The sequence below is a fragment of the Microcoleus sp. N9_A1 genome (assembly GCF_036701795.1).
GTDB lineage: Bacteria > Cyanobacteriota > Cyanobacteriia > Cyanobacteriales > Microcoleaceae > Microcoleus.
Map to the genome: position 1 here is coordinate 135,615 of NZ_JAUBRI010000009.1, position 19,858 is coordinate 155,472.

18 protein-coding genes are annotated in these 19,858 nt (G+C 44.9%); 7 read left to right on the forward strand and 11 right to left on the reverse strand.

The features are described 5' to 3' along the window. Window positions 1-337 precede the first annotated feature (337 nt). The gene (locus tag QUA58_RS06635) at window positions 338-1,048 is read right to left on the reverse strand and encodes a carbonic anhydrase (protein WP_333247837.1); all 711 of its coding nucleotides are present in this window, start codon (window positions 1,046-1,048) and stop codon (window positions 338-340) included. A 234-nt stretch (window positions 1,049-1,282) separates the two neighbouring features. On the opposite strand from QUA58_RS06635, the gene QUA58_RS06640 reads away from it, so the two are divergent. Beyond that, entirely contained in the window at window positions 1,283-2,098 is an 816-nt protein-coding gene (locus QUA58_RS06640; RefSeq protein WP_333247835.1) for an MOSC N-terminal beta barrel domain-containing protein, read from the forward strand. Between the two features lie 19 nt (window positions 2,099-2,117). Here QUA58_RS06640 and ylqF read toward each other — a convergent pair whose 3' ends face one another. Both ylqF and QUA58_RS06650 read right to left on the reverse strand, forming a co-directional pair. Next, window positions 2,118-2,972, reverse strand: a complete 855-nt coding sequence (gene ylqF, locus QUA58_RS06645) for a ribosome biogenesis GTPase YlqF (RefSeq protein WP_333247834.1) — start codon at window positions 2,970-2,972, stop codon at window positions 2,118-2,120. A 342-nt stretch (window positions 2,973-3,314) separates the two neighbouring features. After that, window positions 3,315-3,728, reverse strand: a complete 414-nt coding sequence (locus QUA58_RS06650; RefSeq protein WP_333247832.1) for a universal stress protein — start codon at window positions 3,726-3,728, stop codon at window positions 3,315-3,317. Window positions 3,729-4,439: 711 nt separating this feature from the next. Between QUA58_RS06650 and QUA58_RS06655 the strand changes: the two genes are divergently transcribed. Together QUA58_RS06655 and QUA58_RS06660 are read left to right on the forward strand one after the other, a co-directional pair. Continuing rightward, the gene (locus QUA58_RS06655; RefSeq protein ID WP_333393392.1) at window positions 4,440-5,639 is read left to right on the forward strand and encodes a phosphoglycerate kinase; all 1,200 of its coding nucleotides are present in this window, start codon (window positions 4,440-4,442) and stop codon (window positions 5,637-5,639) included. Window positions 5,640-5,830: 191 nt separating this feature from the next. Beyond that, window positions 5,831-6,547: a pentapeptide repeat-containing protein gene (locus tag QUA58_RS06660; RefSeq protein ID WP_333393393.1), complete on the forward strand. Its 717-nt coding sequence runs from the start codon at window positions 5,831-5,833 to the stop codon at window positions 6,545-6,547. Window positions 6,548-6,837: 290 nt separating this feature from the next. Here the strand turns inward: QUA58_RS06660 and QUA58_RS06665 are convergent, their stop codons facing one another. The 4 genes from QUA58_RS06665 to QUA58_RS06680 all read right to left on the reverse strand — a co-directional run bounded on the left by QUA58_RS06665 (window position 6,838) and on the right by QUA58_RS06680 (window position 11,998). Continuing rightward, window positions 6,838-7,503: a response regulator gene (locus QUA58_RS06665; protein ID WP_333393394.1), complete on the reverse strand. Its 666-nt coding sequence runs from the start codon at window positions 7,501-7,503 to the stop codon at window positions 6,838-6,840. A gap of 324 nt (window positions 7,504-7,827) precedes the next feature. Beyond that, window positions 7,828-9,168, reverse strand: a complete 1,341-nt coding sequence (locus QUA58_RS06670) for an EAL domain-containing response regulator (protein WP_333247825.1) — start codon at window positions 9,166-9,168, stop codon at window positions 7,828-7,830. 578 nt (window positions 9,169-9,746) lie between these two features. After that, window positions 9,747-10,013 (reverse strand): hypothetical protein, encoded by a 267-nt coding sequence (locus QUA58_RS06675; RefSeq protein WP_333247823.1) that lies wholly within the window; start codon window positions 10,011-10,013, stop codon window positions 9,747-9,749. 80 nt (window positions 10,014-10,093) lie between these two features. After that, window positions 10,094-11,998 (reverse strand): serine/threonine-protein kinase, encoded by a 1,905-nt coding sequence (locus tag QUA58_RS06680; protein ID WP_333393395.1) that lies wholly within the window; start codon window positions 11,996-11,998, stop codon window positions 10,094-10,096. Between the two features lie 298 nt (window positions 11,999-12,296). Here QUA58_RS06680 and QUA58_RS06685 point away from each other — a divergent pair, with 298 nt between their 5' ends. The 3 genes from QUA58_RS06685 to QUA58_RS06695 all read left to right on the forward strand — a co-directional run bounded on the left by QUA58_RS06685 (window position 12,297) and on the right by QUA58_RS06695 (window position 14,672). Next, complete coding sequence (locus tag QUA58_RS06685; protein WP_333393396.1) at window positions 12,297-13,847, forward strand: phenylacetate--CoA ligase family protein; 1,551 nt, start codon at window positions 12,297-12,299, stop codon at window positions 13,845-13,847. Between the two features lie 85 nt (window positions 13,848-13,932). Beyond that, window positions 13,933-14,349, forward strand: a complete 417-nt coding sequence (locus QUA58_RS06690; RefSeq protein WP_333393398.1) for an element excision factor XisH family protein — start codon at window positions 13,933-13,935, stop codon at window positions 14,347-14,349. Then, window positions 14,337-14,672 (forward strand): XisI protein, encoded by a 336-nt coding sequence (locus QUA58_RS06695; protein WP_333247815.1) that lies wholly within the window; start codon window positions 14,337-14,339, stop codon window positions 14,670-14,672. Before QUA58_RS06690 ends, QUA58_RS06695 begins: the two co-directional genes overlap by 13 nt. Before the next feature lie 41 nt (window positions 14,673-14,713). Here the strand turns inward: QUA58_RS06695 and QUA58_RS06700 are convergent, their stop codons facing one another. Then, window positions 14,714-15,451 carry a Uma2 family endonuclease gene (locus QUA58_RS06700; RefSeq protein WP_333247813.1) on the reverse strand — a complete coding sequence of 246 codons (738 nt, stop codon included), beginning with the start codon at window positions 15,449-15,451 and terminating at the stop codon, window positions 14,714-14,716. 405 nt (window positions 15,452-15,856) lie between these two features. Further along, the gene (locus QUA58_RS06705) at window positions 15,857-16,951 is read right to left on the reverse strand and encodes a Rho termination factor (modular protein) (protein ID WP_333393400.1); all 1,095 of its coding nucleotides are present in this window, start codon (window positions 16,949-16,951) and stop codon (window positions 15,857-15,859) included. A 164-nt stretch (window positions 16,952-17,115) separates the two neighbouring features. Here QUA58_RS06705 and QUA58_RS06710 point away from each other — a divergent pair, with 164 nt between their 5' ends. Continuing rightward, window positions 17,116-17,391: a hypothetical protein gene (locus QUA58_RS06710; protein WP_333309458.1), complete on the forward strand. Its 276-nt coding sequence runs from the start codon at window positions 17,116-17,118 to the stop codon at window positions 17,389-17,391. A gap of 143 nt (window positions 17,392-17,534) precedes the next feature. On the opposite strand, the gene QUA58_RS06715 is transcribed toward QUA58_RS06710, so the two are convergent. After that, window positions 17,535-18,248, reverse strand: coding sequence for a ParB N-terminal domain-containing protein (locus tag QUA58_RS06715; protein ID WP_333247807.1), 714 nt, complete (start codon window positions 18,246-18,248; stop codon window positions 17,535-17,537). Continuing rightward, window positions 18,248-19,750 carry an AAA family ATPase gene (locus tag QUA58_RS06720; protein ID WP_333393402.1) on the reverse strand — a complete coding sequence of 501 codons (1,503 nt, stop codon included), beginning with the start codon at window positions 19,748-19,750 and terminating at the stop codon, window positions 18,248-18,250. Before QUA58_RS06720 ends, QUA58_RS06715 begins: the two co-directional genes overlap by 1 nt. Window positions 19,751-19,858: the final 108 nt, after the last annotated feature.

Consider the following 19,858-nt stretch of genomic DNA (forward strand, 5'->3'; position numbering starts at 1 on the left):
TACCATGATAACATAATAGGGTAGCAATTGGGTAGCCCAATAACCAGAGAAAGATTAAGTATTCGCATTGCCGTGAGTCGGCTAGAGAAGTTGCGGAGAATTGCCAAACAGAAAGAAAAAACAATGACCCAACTTATAGAGGGCTGGATTGATAAACTTAAAGAGGAAAAGCCGTCCTAGAAGGACGGGGCTTTAGACCCAGTTTTTCGGTAACTGAAATTATGGCTTTTATGGGCGGGCAGGATGCCCACCATAAAATCAAATTCTCGGAGTGTGGAACAGGCCGGAAAGCCTGTTCATTAAAAATATTCCAAGATCTGAGATGCAACCAGCAAAATCAAGCAATTATCTCTACTTTGCCGCTATCCAAATCGTAGCGACCCCCAACAACTTTAAGCTTGCCCGCTTTGACTGCCTCAGCTAAAATAGGCGACGAGGATTGTAACTTATTTACATTCATTTTGACATTAGCTCTGACTGCGTTATCCCACGCATCACCTGTTTGACCTTTAGTCGAATCAACTGCGGGTTTAATCGCCGCCACCAAAGTGCTAATGTGACCAGGCACAGCTTTGCCATCTAAAGCTGCTTTGACAGCACCGCAGCGTTCGTGACCCAGAATTACTAATAGTGGCACGCCTAATTCTAAGGCCGCATATTCTATATTTCCGAGAACTACATCGTCGAGAAAATTGCCAGCTACTCGAATATCAAATAAGTCCCCTAATCCTTGGTCGAAAATAATTTCGGGAGCAACGCGCGAATCAGAACAAGCCAGGATGGTTGCAAACGGATGTTGACCCTGTGCTACTTCTACAATTCGCGATCGGGCTTGGTCGGGAAATGTCCGTTTTTGCTCCATGTAGCGTTGATTCCCCGCCATCAATTTCTTAAGAGCACTGCTAGGAGTAATGTCAGAGATTGCCTCTGCCTTTGCTGCTTCGGCTTGTAAAAAGGCAGGTGCCAAGCTTGCCGCCAGCATCCCTGCACCAGCCCTCAACATTAAATTGCGTCGCGAAATCATGCTTCTACTTCCGCTTTCAGTCATTGCTTGTAACTCGGTTCAATTTTTTCTATTTTATACCATAAGATATCCCACAAGCTCAGCCAGACTTGTTTGATTTTTCTTTACACGCAGCTCCGGCACAATGTAAACTTCAAAAAAGTGACCCATTTTTATTTCATTCATATTTTATTTAGTAAAGTCAACTGCGGTCATCCTTCTACCGGCAGGGGATGCTAGAATGTATCTAAAACGACAATTATTTATCAATGGATCGAAATGTCCTACGTCGCCAGCATTCATATCTATCCGGTCAAGTCCCTTGACGGCATAGCAGTCAGTCAAGCCACTATTCTAGCCAGCGGAGCTCTATCCGGCGATCGCTCTTTTGCAATCTGCGATGCAGCAGGAGAATTGGTTAACACTAAGCACAACAGCGGAGTCTGTTTTCTACGCTTATCCTTTGACATCGAAAATAGAATTGCCGGCCTGAAAATTCAAGACACCGAACAAGAATTTTTTTTTCATGTAGATAGAGAACGCCCGGGAATAGAATCTTGGTTGAGCAGCTACTTCGGTTTCCCCGTCAAGTTAATTGAAAACTTGCTGACAGGTTTTCCAGACAATACCGCTGCACCAGGGCCAAGCATTATCAGTACCGAAACAATTGCCGAAGTTGCATCTTGGTTTCCGAGAGTTTGCGTTAACGAGATGCGCCATCGCTTGCGAGCTAATATTGAAATAGGAGATGTCCCGGCGTTTTGGGAAGACCAACTTTTCCCACAAGCAGATGAAATTGTGAGGTTGAAAATAGGAACAGTAATATTTGAAGCTATTAATCCCGGTCAGCCATGTATCCTATCTACGCGAAATTATGGGGCGAAAGCAGGCGATCCCAATTTTAAAAATATACTAACAGCCAAGCAGAAGGAAATCATGCCTGACCTGGTAAACAAAGGGCATTTAAATCACTTTAGTCGGCTGATAGTTAACACGCGACTCGCACCTCACGCAGCAGAAAAAATATTACACATAGGAGACGAAGTTCACATTCTGGGCGTCAGCAACTCTCTATTGAATACCATTTCTGATTAGTTGTAGTTTACGAGTCCGATCAAGCCGGCGGCAACTCCAAATTAAGCTGACCCAACACACCTGTTCTAAAATCGTTTAACATCTGCCGCGCCGTTCGTTCGACATCTCCTTTATACCTGTCTTTTGCTACCTCGTGCAAATAATCTTCGCCATTACTAGATGCTATATCTAATTTATACCTGGATTTGAAACCAGATACTGACATCAAAGTTTCATCAGCAGCCTCAAGCTCTATGAGCAAATCTACCATAGCCGCGGCTACTACCTGATTGTCGTAAGCTGCTTCGCCAATATCTTCGCAAATAGCTAATTTTATGGCATTTTCTTGATTGTTAATGCGGGTGGGGATGATTCCGGGGGCATCTAATAACTCAATTTCGTCAGAAATGCGAATCCATCTGAGTGATTTAGTTACTCCAGCTTTGCGGGCACTGTCCACTACTCTCCGCCCTAACAGCCGATTGATTAAAGCAGATTTTCCGACATTTGGAAAGCCCATTACCACTGCCCGAACTGGACGGGGCAGCATACCTCGATCGAACCTGCGTTTATTTAACTGCACCCCAGCATCCTGCACGGCATCCGCCACATCGTGTACTCCTTGCCCGTGTTCGGCATTAGTAAAATACGCAGTTTCCCCTTGAGACTCAAACCATGTTTCCCACGCCTCGCGCGATCGAGGCGTAATCATATCCATGCGGTTGACGACCAATACTCGCGGCTTGCCACCCACCCAACTCGGCATTTGGGGGTGATAAGTAGCCAATGGAATGCGGGCATCTCGGACTTCGAGCACCACATCTACCCGCTTTAGCTGTTCTTTTAATGCCCGTTCAGCTTTGGCAATGTGACCGGGATACCAGTGAATTTTCATAATATGAAGGAAGAAGGAAGAGGGAAGAAGGAAGAGGGAAGAGGGAAGAGGGAAGAGGGAAGAGACTTAACATAAATCTTTGATCGAGCCAGTCAACCGCAGACGAAAGGCAGATAAATGTAGATAATTTCCTAATTGGAAAGCGACTTTTACAATAAATCTCAGGAATAAATAAGAAGGAACTAACCACAGAGGGCGCAGAGAGCGCAGAGAGAAGAAAGGAGAGGGAAAAAGGAAGAAATCAGGAAAATGGAGAAGGGATCAAGGAAAAGGTCAGAAGCAATAAGAAAGAGTTGTCTTACTTCTTACTTCTTACTTCTTCCTTCTTCCTTCTTCCTTCTGTTAAGGTACAATCAAAACTGCACAAGGAGACAGATTGATCACCCGATTGGTAACGCTGTCAGACGCCCCATCATCGGTTAAACCCATCCCCCGACAGCCCATCACAATCAAATCGGCCCCAATTTCGTCAGCCACATCACAAATCGTGAAAGCAGGTTTGCCTTCCCGTTCGATGATTTCAGCTTCGATTCCCTGCTGGGAAAACATCGATTGGGCCTCAGACAGCAGTTTAGCGACTGCTTCGGGGGAACTCATCACCTCTCGCGCGGGGGCGTCGGCCTCCTCGGCTGGGGGCTCGACTACCGAGAGAATAACTAAGCGAGAGGCGTAGGTTTTCACAATATTGATAACCTTTTCCGCGGCTTCGCGGGCTTCTCGGCTTTGATCGACAGGAAATAAGACAGTCTTGAACATAACGCACATCTCCCGGTACGGACTCCGATAAAATGTTTACCAAGAAATTGGGTTTAAAGCCCTGTCCTTCTAGGACGGCTTTTTATTCAATGTTTTAATATAGTCCCTGAGAACCTCAGCAGGCCATACTTGCTCCAATTGAGCATCAGCAACTAACTCCTCCCATTCCATTTCAGTTAGCCGTAAGTTGTATACTTTGGTTCTTGCCATTGTCGCCTGTTTAAGGTACTGTGCTAATTATAGTGGCAAAGGTAATCAACCACTTACAAAACCTTGCTGCCAAACGGCAAAGCACTGAACATTGACAATTAAATCTATGCGGTTCTACTGCATTGTTCTAGTTTTTTCCTAGCAGTGGGTAAAGGATTTATAGGGGCTAGACGAACAGTATTGTGAAACAAATTTGTTTCTTTCCTCAAACAGGACTTGCAGCAATGCAAATAGGGTAGGGCATACCCGAATTAACGCTTTGGGAGAATCCCACCTCTGGTCTAGATGACGCAAGGACTCTAGGTTAAGTGGTTTCGTTGAACCAAGAATCTCCCTGCCTGATAGTCGGAGAGTGCCAAGTTGAGCCAATCAGTGCCGTTTGTTTCATCTTCCGTTTTTTGTACGGACGCGGTTGAATGCGTCCGAGGCCCAAGTGCAAGTGACCAGTGCCGCCATTTCAACGGAATTCGACAAAAACACACATATTAGGAGGTTAATCCTGTGACAAAAAAAACTGTAGCAAATTTATCGGCATCGGACTTATCGGGCAAACGGGTATTGGTGCGGGCGGACTTTAACGTGCCGCTCGACAACGGCAATATCACCGATGATACTCGCATCCGGGCGGCTCTGCCGACAATTCAAGATTTAGCGTCCAAGGGCGCTAAGGTGATTTTGTGCAGCCACTTCGGCCGCCCCAAGGGTGTGACGGAGAAGTTGCGCTTGACGCCGGTTGCCAAACGCCTGTCGGAATTGTTGGGCAAAGAGGTCAAAAAGACTGACGACTGCATCGGTGATGAAGTCGCTGCTACAGTCGCCGCGATGGCTGATGGCGATGTGGTTTTGCTGGAAAATGTCCGCTTCTACCCAGAGGAGGAGGCAAACGACCCGGAATTTGCTAAGAAGTTAGCTTCTGTGGCCGATTTGTATGTCAATGATGCTTTTGGTACGGCTCACCGGGCTCACGCTTCTACTGAGGGCGTTACTAAGTATCTGAGTCCTTCTGTGGCTGGGTTTTTGATGGAGAAGGAATTGCAATATCTCGGTAGTGCGATCGACAATCCTCAGCGTCCTTTAGCTGCTATCATCGGTGGTTCTAAGGTTTCCAGCAAGATTGGAGTCATTGAAAAACTGCTCGAAAAGTGCGACAAACTGCTGTTGGGCGGTGGCATGGTTTTCACGTTCTACAAAGCTCGCGGCTTAAACGTTGGCAAGTCTTTGGTGGAAGATGACAAGCTGGAACTGGCTAAGTCTTTGGAAGCTAAAGCAAAGGAACGGGGAGTTACTTTTCTGTTGCCTACTGATGTGATAGTTGCTGATAAGTTTGCTGCTGATGCTAACACTCAAACTGTCTCCGTTGAGAACATTCCCGACGGTTGGATGGGTTTGGATATTGGCCCGGATTCTGTGAAAACTTTCCAAGATGCTTTGGCCGATTGCAAAACGGTAATCTGGAACGGGCCGATGGGCGTGTTTGAGATGGAGAAGTTTGCTGCGGGAACCGAAGGTATTGCTCATTCTTTGGCTGGAATTACTAAAACTGGTACTACCACAATTATCGGCGGCGGTGATTCGGTAGCGGCTGTGGAACAGTTGAATTTGGGGTCTGAAATGAGCCACATTTCTACTGGTGGCGGTGCTAGTTTGGAACTGCTCGAAGGTAAGGAATTGCCTGGTGTTGCTGCTTTAGATGAAGCTTAATTAAGTTAAGTAGGGCGGGCAAAGCCCGCCTTGCTGGAAGCAGGTCTAAATTGTTGGCTGCGAATCATGTTTTTGAAGATTTACCGCAGAGGGCGCAGAGAACGCAGAGCAAGAGAATAGAGAGAAGGATATGGGTTTAAAGTCTACAGTTTGCTAGTATAATTTGTTTGAAGTAGCAGTGAGGTTTGTTTGTGAAACTTAAACTCTTGGCAACTGTAACGGCCTGTTTAGCTTTGTTTGGGCTGGCAGCTCCCGTCAAAGCTCAAAATCCAGATCATGTTAGGCAATTGCTGGAAACTAAAGAGTGCGAGGGCTGTGACTTGAGAAATGCTGATTTGTTCAAGGCTAGCTTGTACAGGGCTAATTTAAGAGGAGCGGATTTAAGCGGAGCAAATCTCTATGAAGCTAATTTGCTAGAAGCGGATTTAAGTGGTGCTAATTTGGCGAATGCTAACTTAGTTAATGCGGAGATGTATGGTGCTGAATTGAATGGTGCTAATCTGCGAAATGCGGATTTGTCTAATGCTTTTTTGGGGCGAGCGAATCTGACGAGTGCGGATTTGCGCGGTGCTAAACTTTTTAATGCGAATCTGGGGGAAGCTTATCTGCTGCAAGCTAATTTGTCGAATGCGGATTTGAGGCGTTCGCTGCTGTTTAGAGTTAATTTGAATCGCGCGAATTTAAGCGGAGCGGATATGTCTTTCGCTGATGTGCGCGATACTAATTTGCAGAATGCTATTTTGTCAAATACTAGGCTTCCTCGGGCTCAATTGACCGGGACAAATATTGATGCGGCGAATAACGTGCGGCAGGCTGATTTGGAACGTGCCAACTTGCGGGGTACGAATTTGGGGCCGGGGGTTTGCGTGATAACTACTTTTCCTTATTGTGTTTTGAATTTAGATTGAATCTTTGGGGCGGGCTAGAAGCCCACCCCACTCATTTTTTCAAGAAACAGGATTATTAAAATTGATGCACACCAGCTTAGAGTGCGTCAGCCGCGATTATTTTGGCAGCTACGGGAGTTTTTGACCCCGCCCCAAAAACCGATATCGTGCCACGTAAGCTCCTGAGTGGTGAACCCAAATGTTAGACCCTAATTCAAGCTCCTAGATTCATCTGCGGAGTCAATCTAAAATCTAAAATCTAAAATCTAAAATCGACTGACGGGCTGGCGCGCCCTAGGTTGAGTTCCGAGCTAAGTTTGAGGTGGTTTGTATCCTCTTTCTAGGGCAAATTTCACAAGCTGGGCACGATTTTCTAACTGTAATTTACTGAAAATGCTGCCTAAATGAGCTTGCACAGTCCGGGGGCTAATAAACAGCCGATCGCTAATTTGTTTGTTAGTATAACCCTGGATCACTTCCCAAAAAACTCTTTCCTCGGCTGGTGTTAAAGGCAAAGGTGCAGGTGCTGGCAATACTGCCACCAATTGTGGTTCCACCGCCCTACCGCTAGAAGTTTGAAGCAGTCGGACAATCTCGGCGTGAATCCGGTGAGAGCGCTCTAACTGCGCCTTTACCTTAGCTAAGATTTCTTCAGACTGAAAAGGTTTTACCAGATAATCGTCAGCGCCGATGGAATGACCTTCAACTTTTGACTCCAACTCGCCTTGACCCGACAAAAAAATAAAGGGGACTAACTGTCCCAAACGGGTAGTTCGCAAACGGCGACAAAACTCAAAGCCGTCCATTTCCGGCATCATGACATCTGAAATTACCAAATCTGGGGGGGCATTTTCAAAAATCGAGAGCGCCTCAACCCCTGAATTAGCGCATTCCACCCGATATCCTTGACTTTCCAGGTACATTGCTAAGACTGTTTGACAGTCTGCTTCGTCGTCAACCACTAATATTCTTTCCATGACAGGCTTGCACCAATTCCAGTTGGACAGTTCTTGAAACTGCCAGTCCCAAAGTAGGAACTTAAATGAGTGTACCTCCTGCAACTTGATAAAGGCTCGCAATTTCAAGACGCCACACTTTCTCAAATATTCCAATTAGGGGCGCCTAGCGCATAAAAGGGGAAGCAGTAGAGCAATATGGGGAACAATATCCTTCTTTGATTCGCCTATCATCAAAAGCTACAACTTTTTATGAGGAAGCGTCAACTTTTATGCAGAAAATAGAAGGTAAAAGAAAGAATTTAATCCTATAAAACAGAAATCTTGGTGACACTTACACTATTCCTATCCTAGACCCGACATTGAAAGGTTTTTAGATTTTTCTGGTTCGGACACAGGTACAAATGGGATAACGCGATCAGGTGCTACTACTGGGGGCGGCGCGAACAAACTCGGGTCGGCAACCAACATACTTTCAATTATCGCTGCTGGTTCGGGGCGACTGAACAGATACCCCTGCATGATATCGCACTGATGTTGTTTCAAAAAATCTAGTTCTGCTTCTGTTTCCACTCCCTCAGCAATTACTGTCATATTCAAACTGTGACCAAGTAAAATTACTGCTGTAGTAATAGCAGCATTTTGAGTATCTTCGTTGGCATTACGGACGAAAATTCGATCGATCTTTAAACTGTCAAAGGCAAATTGCTTAAGATATCCTAAAGTAGCGTAACCGGTGCCGAAGTCGTCAATAGCAATCCGAATTCCTAGAGCTTTTAGTTGGTTTAAAGTAGCGCCTGCTACTGTCGCATTTTCCACCAAAGCGCTTTCGGTCATTTCTAATTCTAAATTAGCCGGCTCCAAGCCTGTAGTTTCCAATATTTGGACGATTCGCGCCTTGAGTTCCGGGTCGGACAACTGCCGGGCCGACAAGTTTACTGATATTGTAAAGGGCGAAAACCCTGCAGCCAGCCAACTAGCGGCTTGAGCGCAAGCTGAAAGCAGTACCCACTCGCCAATCTGAATAATTAAACCTGTTTCTTCTGCTAAGGGAATAAAATCGGCGGGAGAAATTATACCTCGATCGGGATTTTGCCAGCGCACTAAAGCTTCGGCGCCGATAACTTGGCCGGTAGCAATATTCACTTGTGGCTGATAATATACCTGAAACTCACCTTGTGCCAAAGCGTGGCGCAACAAAGCTTCGAGAGCAAACTTTTCAGGAGAGAGGGTTGTAACCTTGGTGGAGTCGTTAACTAAATCTTTGAGTCTGGCTTCTGCTTGGTGAAGCGCGACTGTCAGCGGTTGAGTAATAGTTTGCCGTTTCAAGACGCGAGAAGCAATGGCTCCCAGCAATTCAGCTTTGGTAAACGGCTTTGTCAAGTAATCGTCTGCCCCCAATTCCATCCCCCGACGAAAATCGGTTTTGTCACTTTGAGCCGTGAGGAAAATAAATGGAATTGTTGCAGCTAGCGAGTTTTGCCGCAGAGTCCGCAATACGTCATAACCGTCGAGTTCCGGCATCTGCACGTCGCACAAAATTAAATCCGGTATCTCCGAAAGTGCCATCTGCACCCCAGCTCGACCGTTTTCAGCGGCAATGACCCGGTAGCTGTGAGATTCCAGGAGATGCAGAAGAGTTTCCCGGATTAATTCGTCGTCTTCAATCACCAAAATTTTGAGCATGATACTTAGATAATAGATGGCACTATATATCTGAACCTGACTAACTCTAGCATACTCAAACTAGCAAATTAATAATTCAGCTAATTAGCCCATAAATGATTAGCCAAATGGCTGAATATTTCCCCTCCGTTCTTAAGTCACAATCAAAGATCGGCCCAAATTGGGAAGATTTCGATCTCTTTCAAGAGCCGAAAACTGCTGCGCCCGACTCGTTTGATAAATTTTTATTACAAAATAACCGATATTTCTCATAAAAAAAATTTCAGCTAACAGTTTCACTGCGCGGATGGCGGAAATTACTCAGGCAATAACTTATATGATGTCTGATTAATTGTTCATAATTAGTCAGTGTTTGTACTGACAAGTAGAGTTTTCTCTCAATGGATGAATCAGGACGCAGCGTCCTGATTCATCCAAAAAAGGATACTTGCTTTCAGAGAACAGTCGTGGAGAGATAAAAATTTGAGATTAAGGTTCAATCTGCCAGATTTATCTGTGAAGTGAATCTAAAATCTAAAATCGACTAATGGAGAACTTAATTATGGTTCTATAACCGGAAATCATAATTATCCACGGCCTTAATTCACAGGCTTACTGGAATTCGCGCAAAATTTTTCATCTACAATTGCAGAAGTGATACTGACAGCCTGCATAGATGACGGAATGATTAGGTCTTGCGGAACTACCAGGGTCTTTTTACAAACCAGCTCGCTACTGCCTACAGAGGCAAAGTTCCAAGCATAAAATTCGGGAGTGCTGACTGTCGCATTGGCAGGATGTAAACCTAGTGCAGTCACTAATACTAATCCCAAAGTCACTAAAGCTACGATCGCGAATCTCAGCATATTCTTTGTTTGAACCGGATAACTTACCTGATTGGTATTACCTTATTATTGCCTGGGTGGATCGAGAGCGTCAATAGCAGTTATTCCGCCGTTAGGTTCAACTCGTAAGCGATCGGCTCAGATGCTTGAGAAACTACCACAAATTCATAATAACCAGTATCATCCAGCAATCCAGACCAACTCAGCCCCTCTGCATCTTCTAGCAAAGCTCGCGCGCCCTTTGTCCGCCCCGGAGTATAAATTGACAGTAGCGTAGATTTGCGCGGTGCTTGCAAATTCACTCGCAAAGTTTGATTTTGAGCGAACCTGGCAATATAAGCTTTCCCTTCTCCGGGTTTGAGATTGCCTGTGAGGCGTTTGCTCTTCGATAGGCGGTCAAATTCAACGCTTTCGACAGTTGATCCCGCTTGTAAGGCTTCGAGTTCGTCGGCGGTAATTGCTTGCCAAATTTGTCCGATCGGCAAACCAATGATATTGCGATCGCGCGGCTGTTGGGGAAACCAATAAAAAAACTTAGCATCAGCCAAATCGTAGAGAGCTCGACTGCTCAAATTCAGCTTGTTAACCTCTGTTTTCCAGCGATCGATATCAGTGGTGTCGTAAGTGCCCAACCGCGCTCTAGCGTCGCTGCTGAGATTTTCCAGCTTATCGAGCAACTCGTCGCCGATTTTCTGCCACCTTTCGCGCCATTGGCGATCGTCATCGCCTTCTTTTAACAGCCGTCCGCCCAATTCCGGGTATTTGGCATAGAAAGTCTCGTCCACAAGGTTGACGTAACCGCTATAGAATCGATCGTCAATTTTGAGCTTTACAAAGCGATCTTGCAAAGCATCTTCTTGCTGCTGCCTCGGGCTTGAAGGCTGAGAAACTTTCTGCACTTTTGATTGCAAATTTAACAAAGAATTGCCCGCAAACCAGCCAACTCCCCCCATAGTTGATAGCACAGCCACCACAAACAAAAACATTTTCCAAGCAGGCATTTTTTGCTGATTGCCAATAGCAGCAATTCGCACCGGAGTTCCCGGCAGTTTTGGCGTGGGGGCGGGCACGGGTATAGGCGAGAGATCCGGTGGCTGCGTGGGCCCAAAATCCGGGGCTGGTGGCAAAGGTGGCTGTAAAGGCGGATTCCCCGAGAGAGCGAGCATTACCTCGCGAGCCGAGGAGTAACGCTGGCTCGGCTGCTGAGCAAGCATTTTATCCAGCACCAGGGACAAATTTGGAGACAGAGAACATTCCCCCCGCCAGTTCCAATTCAGGGTATGGCTGTCGAGCAATTGATGCGGTTCCTTCCCCGTCAGCAACACCAAAACCGTGGCCGCCAGAGCGTACAAATCGCTGTGGGGAGAGACGATTCCCATCTGCATCTGTTCGACGGGAGCATAGCCGAGCTTGCCGATGCGAGTCGCGGGGGCGAGAGTGCCGTTAGCCTCAGCGAAAAGAGACTCTACGGTGGCGGCGACTTGTTTTACTCCGCCGAAGTCGATCAGCACGGGCATCCCGTCAGAACTCCGCAGAATCAGGTTGTCCGGGGAGATGTCGCGGTGAATCACTCCCAAAGAGTGAATGTATTCAAGCACGGGCAAAATCTGGATTAGCAGTTGATTGATTTCTGCTTCTATGAACCGCAAACCTTGACGCTTGCGGGCGTCGAGCAGAAAGCGGTAGGTTTGGCCGGGCACGTAGTCTTGGACGAGAAATAGGTAGCCTCGATCGCTGATACTGACGCGGAAGAGTTCGCGAAAGCGCGGGATTTGATTGTGTTGCAGCTTGTAGAGCACTCCCGCTTCCCGCTCGAACAGTTCCTCGGATTTTTGTAAAGCGTAACTTCCGTGTACTTGGGGCGCAAATTCTTTTAAAACGCAGGGTTCGTTAAATCGGTGGGCATCTTCAGCGAGGTAGGTGCGCCCGAAGCCTCCGTGTCCCAATTCGCGGACGATGCGGTAGTGGTTGTTGAGAGTTATGCCGGGGTAGATGGGATTGTTCATGGGAACTTGCTGCGTCGGATTTTCACGCTTGACTGAGACTGGGAGTTTTGGGCGATCGCTGAATTAATCTTGACATAGTGTGTCGGTGTTTATTACTCGATCGGCAGCTTGGCTATCCCCTGTGGTTATTGTGAAAACAGCGTTTTCGTGCTATGGAAGTTTATCTACTGCGCCATATTTTCGATCGACCTCAAAATGTGTTCAAATTTTGAGTGTCCAGCCCAATGTGCGATCGGGCGTTAGCGCTACTAAGTGAATCTCGATCGAGGTGCCCAATACCCATTTTAAGGAGCAAATCATGCAGCCAGAACAGCGTCAGCGAGCAATTGGGGCGTTTGAAGAGTTTTTGAGCACGCCGCTTGAGGAACGATTGCAACACCAGCAGAATCGAGTTGCCGAAGCGGGGGCGATCGCCCTTTTCCAAAAAGTCGCTGCCACAGTACCAGCTTACCAGAGTTTTCTAACTGAACATAACATCAATCCTGCCTCAATTCAAACCTTTGAAGACTTCCAAAAATTGCCGCTAATTACCAAAGAGAATTATTTACGCTGTCACCCGCTACCTCAGTTGTGTCACCAGGGCAAATTAGAAACTTGCGATTTCATTGCTGTTTCATCGGGTTCGACAGGAAACCCGACATTTTGGCCGCGTTTTATCAGCGACGAGTTGCAAATTGCGGCTCGTTTTGAACAAATATTTCACGACAGTTTTTACGCCGACACTCGCTCAACTTTAGCTGTGATTTGCTTTGCGTTGGGAACTTGGGTAGGCGGAATGTACACGGCAAATTGCTGCCGCTATCTAGCGAGTAAGGGTTATCCCGTTACAGTTGTGACACCTGGGAATAATAAGACTGAAATATTTCGAGTTGTGCTGGAACTTGGGGAGCATTTTGAACAAGTAGTATTGTTGGGATATCCGCCGTTTATCAAGGATGTGATTGATAGCGGAATTGCTGGGGGTGTGGAATGGCAAAAATATCGAATTAAGATGGTGTTTGCGGGGGAAGTGTTTAGCGAAGAATGGCGGAGTTTGGTGAGCGATCGCACTAATTCTGACAATCTATATTACAACTCTGCGAGCCTTTACGGTACGGCAGACGCGGGCGTTTTGGGCAACGAGACACCGCTGAGCATTTGCATCCGTCGCTTTTTAGCAAACAATCCAGAAGCAGCACGCAATTTATTCGGGGAATCGCGGTTGCCAACGCTGGTGCAGTACGATCCGAAAAGCCGCTTTTTTGAAGTGAATAATGACGGCACGCTGTTATTTTCTGGCGATAACGGCATCCCGCTAATACGCTATCACATCTCTGATAACGGCGGTTTAATTTCTTACGAAGCAATGCTCAATTTTTTGGCAGAATGGGGATTTAACCCCGTGGCAAGTTTGCAGCAAGCAGCAGGTATGAAAGTTTCTGATTTCCCCAGAGGCATTCGCTGCTTGCCCTTTGTGTATGTATTCGGGCGATCCTCTTCGAGGGCTTCGCTAACGCACTTTACCGTTTCCTACTTCGGTGCTAACATTTACCCGGAAAATGTCACCGTAGGTTTAGAAGTTCCCACGATTCGGGAATGGGTGACGGGAAAATTTGTATTGCAAGTCAAGGAAGATGCGGATCAAAATCGGTTTTTATCGGTGGTTGTGGAATTAGCAGCGGGGGTGGAGGGCGACGAGGAGATGAAGCAGGCGATCGCATATTCAATTCTGGCGCAATTGCGGCGGCTAAACAGCGAATTTGCTAATTACGTGCCGCCAGAATATCAGTTACCTGTGGTGACATTAACGGAGACGGGCGATGCGGAGTATTTTCCGATTGGGGTGAAGCACCGATACACGCGGCAATAAGTAGTTTGAATTGATGAGCTATGAGTTTTCAAAAGTCTTGTGTTATTATATAATTAGGGTAACAGTTGATGGTTCAGCTTAAAATATGCCAGCAAAAGACATCTACCACAATAATGTCAGAACAGCCCTGGAAAAAAACGGGTGGACGATAACAAACGATCCGCTACCCTTAAAAATTGGTAAACGTACTCTCAGTGTTGATTTAGGTGCAGAAAAATTATTTGCTGCCGAAAAGCAAGGTCGTAAAATTGCTGTAGAAGTCAAAAATTTTGTGAGTGATTCACCAGTTCATGACTTAGAACAAGCTGTTGGACAGTATATTGTTTACGAAGATATTCTACAGCGATCGGAACCTGAACGGATAATATATCTGGCAATCCGTGCAGAAGTTTATGCACAAATTTTTTCTGAACCTATCGGGCAGATTTTGTTAGAGAACAAGAGATTTAAACTAATAGTTTTTGATTCATTAAAGGAGACAATTGTCAGATGGATAGACTAGATGAATATCGCCAAATTGTTCGCAATGTTTTAGATAGTTATGCCCAGATTTCATACGGACACGGAGAAATTAAAAGCAGCGTTATTGTTGACAGCGAACAAAACAATTTTTTACTGATGCACGAAGGCTGGCAAGGGCTTCAAAGAATTCACGATTGTATAGTTCATGTGGAAATTATCGACGGTAAAATCTGGATTCAACAAGATGGTATAGAAACGGGAATTACCGCAGAACTTGTAGAATTAGGAGTGCCTAAAGACAAGATTGTTTTAGGGTTTCATCCGTATCATGTTCGGCAACATACGGGATATGCGATCGCCTAAACCAGCTTACAATACAGGAAAATTGAATGAAAGGACGATCGCTAAATTGTATCGGGATCGATGTTTAATTCTCGTAGTTTCGCGGCCAGGCGATCGGCTCGTTGAGCTTCTTGTCCGGCTCGTTGAGCTTCTTGTCCGGCTCGTTGAGTCTCCCTTTCTGCAACCTCTTGAGGAGTAGGGACAAGCTCTCCTTCTGCTGTAAAAAAACGCAATTTTCCGCCACAAATTCCGAGACTCAAATCGAGCTGCTGACTCCGTAGATGCCCGAATTCGTTCGGTGCGATTGCTTCATATTCCCCGTCAACTAAATGAAACCCAGCTAATTCTAAAGTTTCTGGGTCAAACCAAAAGTAGTCGTGAGTGCGAAAAGTATCTTGATAGAGTTGTTTCTTAAAGTTTTTGTCTATATCCGCTGTTTTGGGCGACAGGATTTCAACGATGATATTGGGGTACTTTCCGTCTTCTTCCCAAACTACCCAGCTTTTCCGAGTTTTTCGTTCTGTTCCGAGTACCACAAAAAAGTCTGGGCCTCGGAAGTCTTTCGATTTGAGTTGCTTGGGACTGTAATAAATGGTGAGGTTTCCAGCAGCATAGAAATCATTTCTATCTCGCCACAGCCATTCTAGACAGTTGAGGAGTAGGATTATTTGTCGGAGATGCAGTTCTGTTTCCACGGGAGGTTCGTCACTGTATAAATCGCCTGAAGGAAAGATAACATTTTCTGGTATCTCTTGTTCTGGTATTTCTTGGGTAGTAGCTAATTCTGCGGTTGCGGACATGGCTGCTGGGTGAGGAGTAAGAGGTTGTGTGTCTATTTTAGCAAGCTTTTCATATCTCTGCCGAGGACTGTTCTGAAAGCCCGATCGCGCTTTTTGGCAAAAAATGCGATCGAACACCGAACAATATCAAATCTAGCATCGAAATTATTCATATCTCTATTCTCGACAAGCGCGTGAATCAGTGTCAATCCCTTGTCATCTGCGGCCTGATAAACTCTCTTTTTTAACCGCAGATACAGGCAGATTAACACAGATTAACGCAGATGAATTAGATCAATTCGGGTTGCACCATCGGGAATTGTTGACCCTTCGGCTTCGCTCATGGCATCGCTGTTGACTGGATTTAACTATTCCGATGCTACCGGAATTGATCTAATTAGTCTTTAACTATTAGCAATTGCCGCTTTATTTGCCGTCAGCTTCCCTGAGAGCCGCCAGAATTTCTGGTCGTTTCATGCGCGCGTAGCCCCGCACTTTCCTGTCTTTGCCGATCGCCTTCAACCGTCTCAGCGAAAGACTGTCGTAGTCTTCCTCTGGGGACTGGGACGGAAACGGCAACTCCAACTGCAACTGCGGTAGCTGAGGTTTCTGCTGTGCTTTCGACTGCTTCTTCGGCTGCGTTTTTGACTGCTTCTTCGGCGGTGCCTCTGGCTGTATTTCTGAGTGCGTCGCTGCGGCTCCCAATTGGCGGCGGAGCGTTTCGATTTGATTTTTCAGGTCATTTTCTACGTCTTCAATGGCGTCGGAGACAAACTGATTAATGGTTTGGACTGTGCGCTCTAATTTTGTTGACAGCAGTTTTTCCAGTTCATCCAACTGTCTCAAAGAACCTTCAAGATTTACCTCAGAAATAATACCAGATGTTGGCGGACGGTTGATGCTCGATTGTTCAATTTTTTTAGCCATTTTATCTACCTTTTCATGAAATGCTTTTTCCACTTGTTCTAGCAAATGCTTAATCTGTTCTATTTGGTTACGCTCAAAGTTTTGCTCACTTAAAGCTTTTACTTGCTTTTTAAGCAACTCTTCATTTTTTTTAACAGATTGTTCTATTTGTTTTGTTAGACTCTCTACCTTTTCTTGAAATGATAGCTCGAATTGTTGCAGTAGAGTTTCAATTTGTGCAGTTTTTTGAGTCGCTTGCGGAGCTAAAAGTTCCATTTCTGCTTGAGTAGCAGCTACTTCCTCGTCGGCCATTTCAAAAACCCAAGCCCACATTTGCTCGATGCCGAGTTCTTTAGCAACAATACACCAATCGGAGCCGCAGATTACTTCATATTCTTCTTCGTTGCTATAAGCTTCTGTAGGACGTACAATTAAAGGAATCAAGTTGCTGCCTTGCTCAATCAGACTTCTCCTGAGAGCTTCCCGGCGATCGCGGGGAATCTCCCCCATCTGAGGCTCTGGTACTGCAATTTGGGAAGTGTAAATTTGACTGTGACTAATTGGCTTAATCCGCAAATATTCAACTATTCGTTTTTGATCGGACGATCGCTCCATCTTGTTACAAGTCCTCTTTTGTCATGAAAATCTGGTGTTTGGGTATTTATGTATATTTGCACTTTACAGCCTGCGTTTTAAGTGCTGCAGGACTAACCCAAGAACTGTAATTGTAGGGTGCGATACAAACACCTTACCCAGACTCTGGTAAGTTTAAGGGTTTATTGGCCTCAGTCTTCCAAGTCTGCGATCGAACTCGGTTATCTGGAGGAGATATCGCCTTGCTGCTATACCTGTGCGGCTGGCTGTGCGGTGACAGCCCGGGCGATCGGCAAAAGTTACTGCAATTCCTCAAAAAAGCGGCTGTGATGAGTTTAACTGGCTGCGGGACACCAATGATACACTGCTTTACTCATCTTTACTTTTTTTGGCGTCAGGGCGATCGGGCTGGCGTTGCGAGTTGCGATCGCAATTGCGACGTATACCAAAGCCAGCTTTAATATCGCCCTTATTCTTTAGTCTCCAGCGAGAGGGATGAAAGTTTCTGTAGAATCGGTTTCAACCGCCGAGTCATATGGGGTTTTTCAAATTTTGTCGGGCGGCCTTTGAGCGCCCCAAAAATGCAATTGAGATGGCTGAAAGCTTATAAATATTTTTGCCACTTGTCAATAAGCTTAATCATTGTTTTCTCGCCTAACCCTTTACCTTTCATGCGTTCCAACACATTTTCAAAAGATGCAAACTGCTGCAAATCTCGCTCTTTGATGATTTGTTCTATGGTTTGAGCTTTTATGCCAGCATTTTTCAAATTTGTAGCCAATTTGAATTTATCTTGAGTGTTGAGTGCTTCCAACAGCGGAACAGGTTTGGGAATCCGGCTTTCAACATCTTTAACCCTCTCTATCAGCGCCTGTTTTTCCTGCGTATACTCGGCTTTTAATTCATTAATTCTGTTTTCCAATCGAGTTTCAATATTGGTCAGCCGCTGTTCAAAGCTGGAGGACGGTTGCGGAACCACAGTTACACTTTGATTCTCACTGATTGCGGTTTTTCTGAGAATTTCAAGTTGATCTAGGAGAAGTTCTTCATTTTCTTCTTCCAGGATGAATGCTCCGATTGTCTCCCCTTTGAAAGCATCTATTTCCTTTGCTCTCGCCGCCGCATAATATTCAAAGTCTCCGTCTACTATTTCGTAAGCATCCATACCGTTTCGGCGGACAATTATCGGATTAATCAATCCTCCTGACTCTAAAATTAGTCTGGCTAATTTCTCTAAATCAGGCTCTGCAAAATTGGAACGGGGAACTGCGGATGTAATTTTTTTCACTGCAACCAGTGACGGAGATAATTTTTTCATTAGTTTTTACCTATTTTTTCCAAAACTTCTATTGCTAGCATTTCAAATTCTTGGGAGGCGATGGAATCAGGCTTAAAGTCCAGAACTGAAATCGGATCGGCAATTTCCATATTTCCGACTATTTGAAATTGTTCTGCACACTTTGCTAAATCGTCCCTCTCATAAATTACGCTGTCCATGATTTCAAAGCCGTAGCGTTTGGGAATTGCCTCCCTCCGCTTGGGTAAACTGTACTGTACAAATTTAGCATTTGTGGAGATTTTGCAAGGGAGTACACCTAAAACTTCTAGAGGTTTCTTGCCAATTTGTTTTTTGAATCCATTAACTTTTTTAATAAAATCCTTGACATTAATCAGTCCTTGATTGGCAAAAGGTTTTAAGTCAGAAGGAATAATTAAATAATCCGCTGCAATTAGGGCAACTCTAGCATAAAAATTCAACGATGGTGGCGTATCAATCAGTACAATATCATATTTATCCTGTACTTCTGCTAGTTTCTGAATTAAAATCATTCGGCTGTAATCTAGTTGATTGAGTTCCGTCTCATATTGCATTAAATCTATGTGGGAAGGAACCACATCTATTTCGGGGTGGCAAAAATTAGACTTGCGAGCTACTTCTTCGATCGAGAAAAAGTCTTCTGATTGCAAAACTTGAAGAATATTATTATCTTTCAAATCATCTTGTTCTTCATCCTCAAATTTAACTAAACCTGTCGCAAAGGTTGTATTAGCCTGACTGTCTAAGTCTATCACCAAGACTCTCTTACCTTTCTTGCTCAGCGCAGCAGCTAAATTGACTACTGTTGTAGTTTTGCCAACGCCGCCTTTATTGTGGTAAACTGCAATAATTTTCATACTATTTTGGCTTTTTGGGGGAACGGTTACATCGGATTTAACTTGAGGCTTAAATGGATAATTTTCAGGTATTTGTTCCGGTTCTGAGATTTGACTTGGCTCAGGTTCTGCGGTGTCGGGATTGTGGGGCTGTACTGGGACTTCGCTAATTAACTCAGGACTAACTAAATTAATTTTACTATCTTCCTGTTTGAGATTATCGGGATTTTTTATAAATTTTAAACTATCTCTGCCAATTAAAGCGATAATTTCCTCAATTCGAGTTTCTACGTCTTGTCCAGCACACTTAAAGACTAGCTGAATATCATCGGCTACTCGTTCATAAATTCTAATCTCTTTACCGTTAGTTAGGACTCCATAGCGGATGCTCAAACTTGTTAAATAACGATTGAGTTTTCGCCGGTGGCGGTCTAAATTTTCCTTCGGATGTTTAGCCTCCATGACTACACTCATCGGCGAGTCTGCATCGACAACTATCGGGATAACTTGGATGGCAAATGAGAGGAAGTCTAGACGAATATTCCCAAATGCTATTTCTTGGTGCCAAGTGTCGGGCGTATAGCCTAGTTTTGGTAGCAGATAGCTGACAATGAGTTTGCTTTCTACTTCGCTTTCGTTGCGACAGTTATTGGGATTGAAAGTCATTAGATTTTAGATTTTAGATTTTAGATTTTAGATTTTAGATTTTAGATTTTAGATTTTAGATTTTAGATTTTAGATTTTAGATTTTAGATTTTAGATTTTAGATTTTAG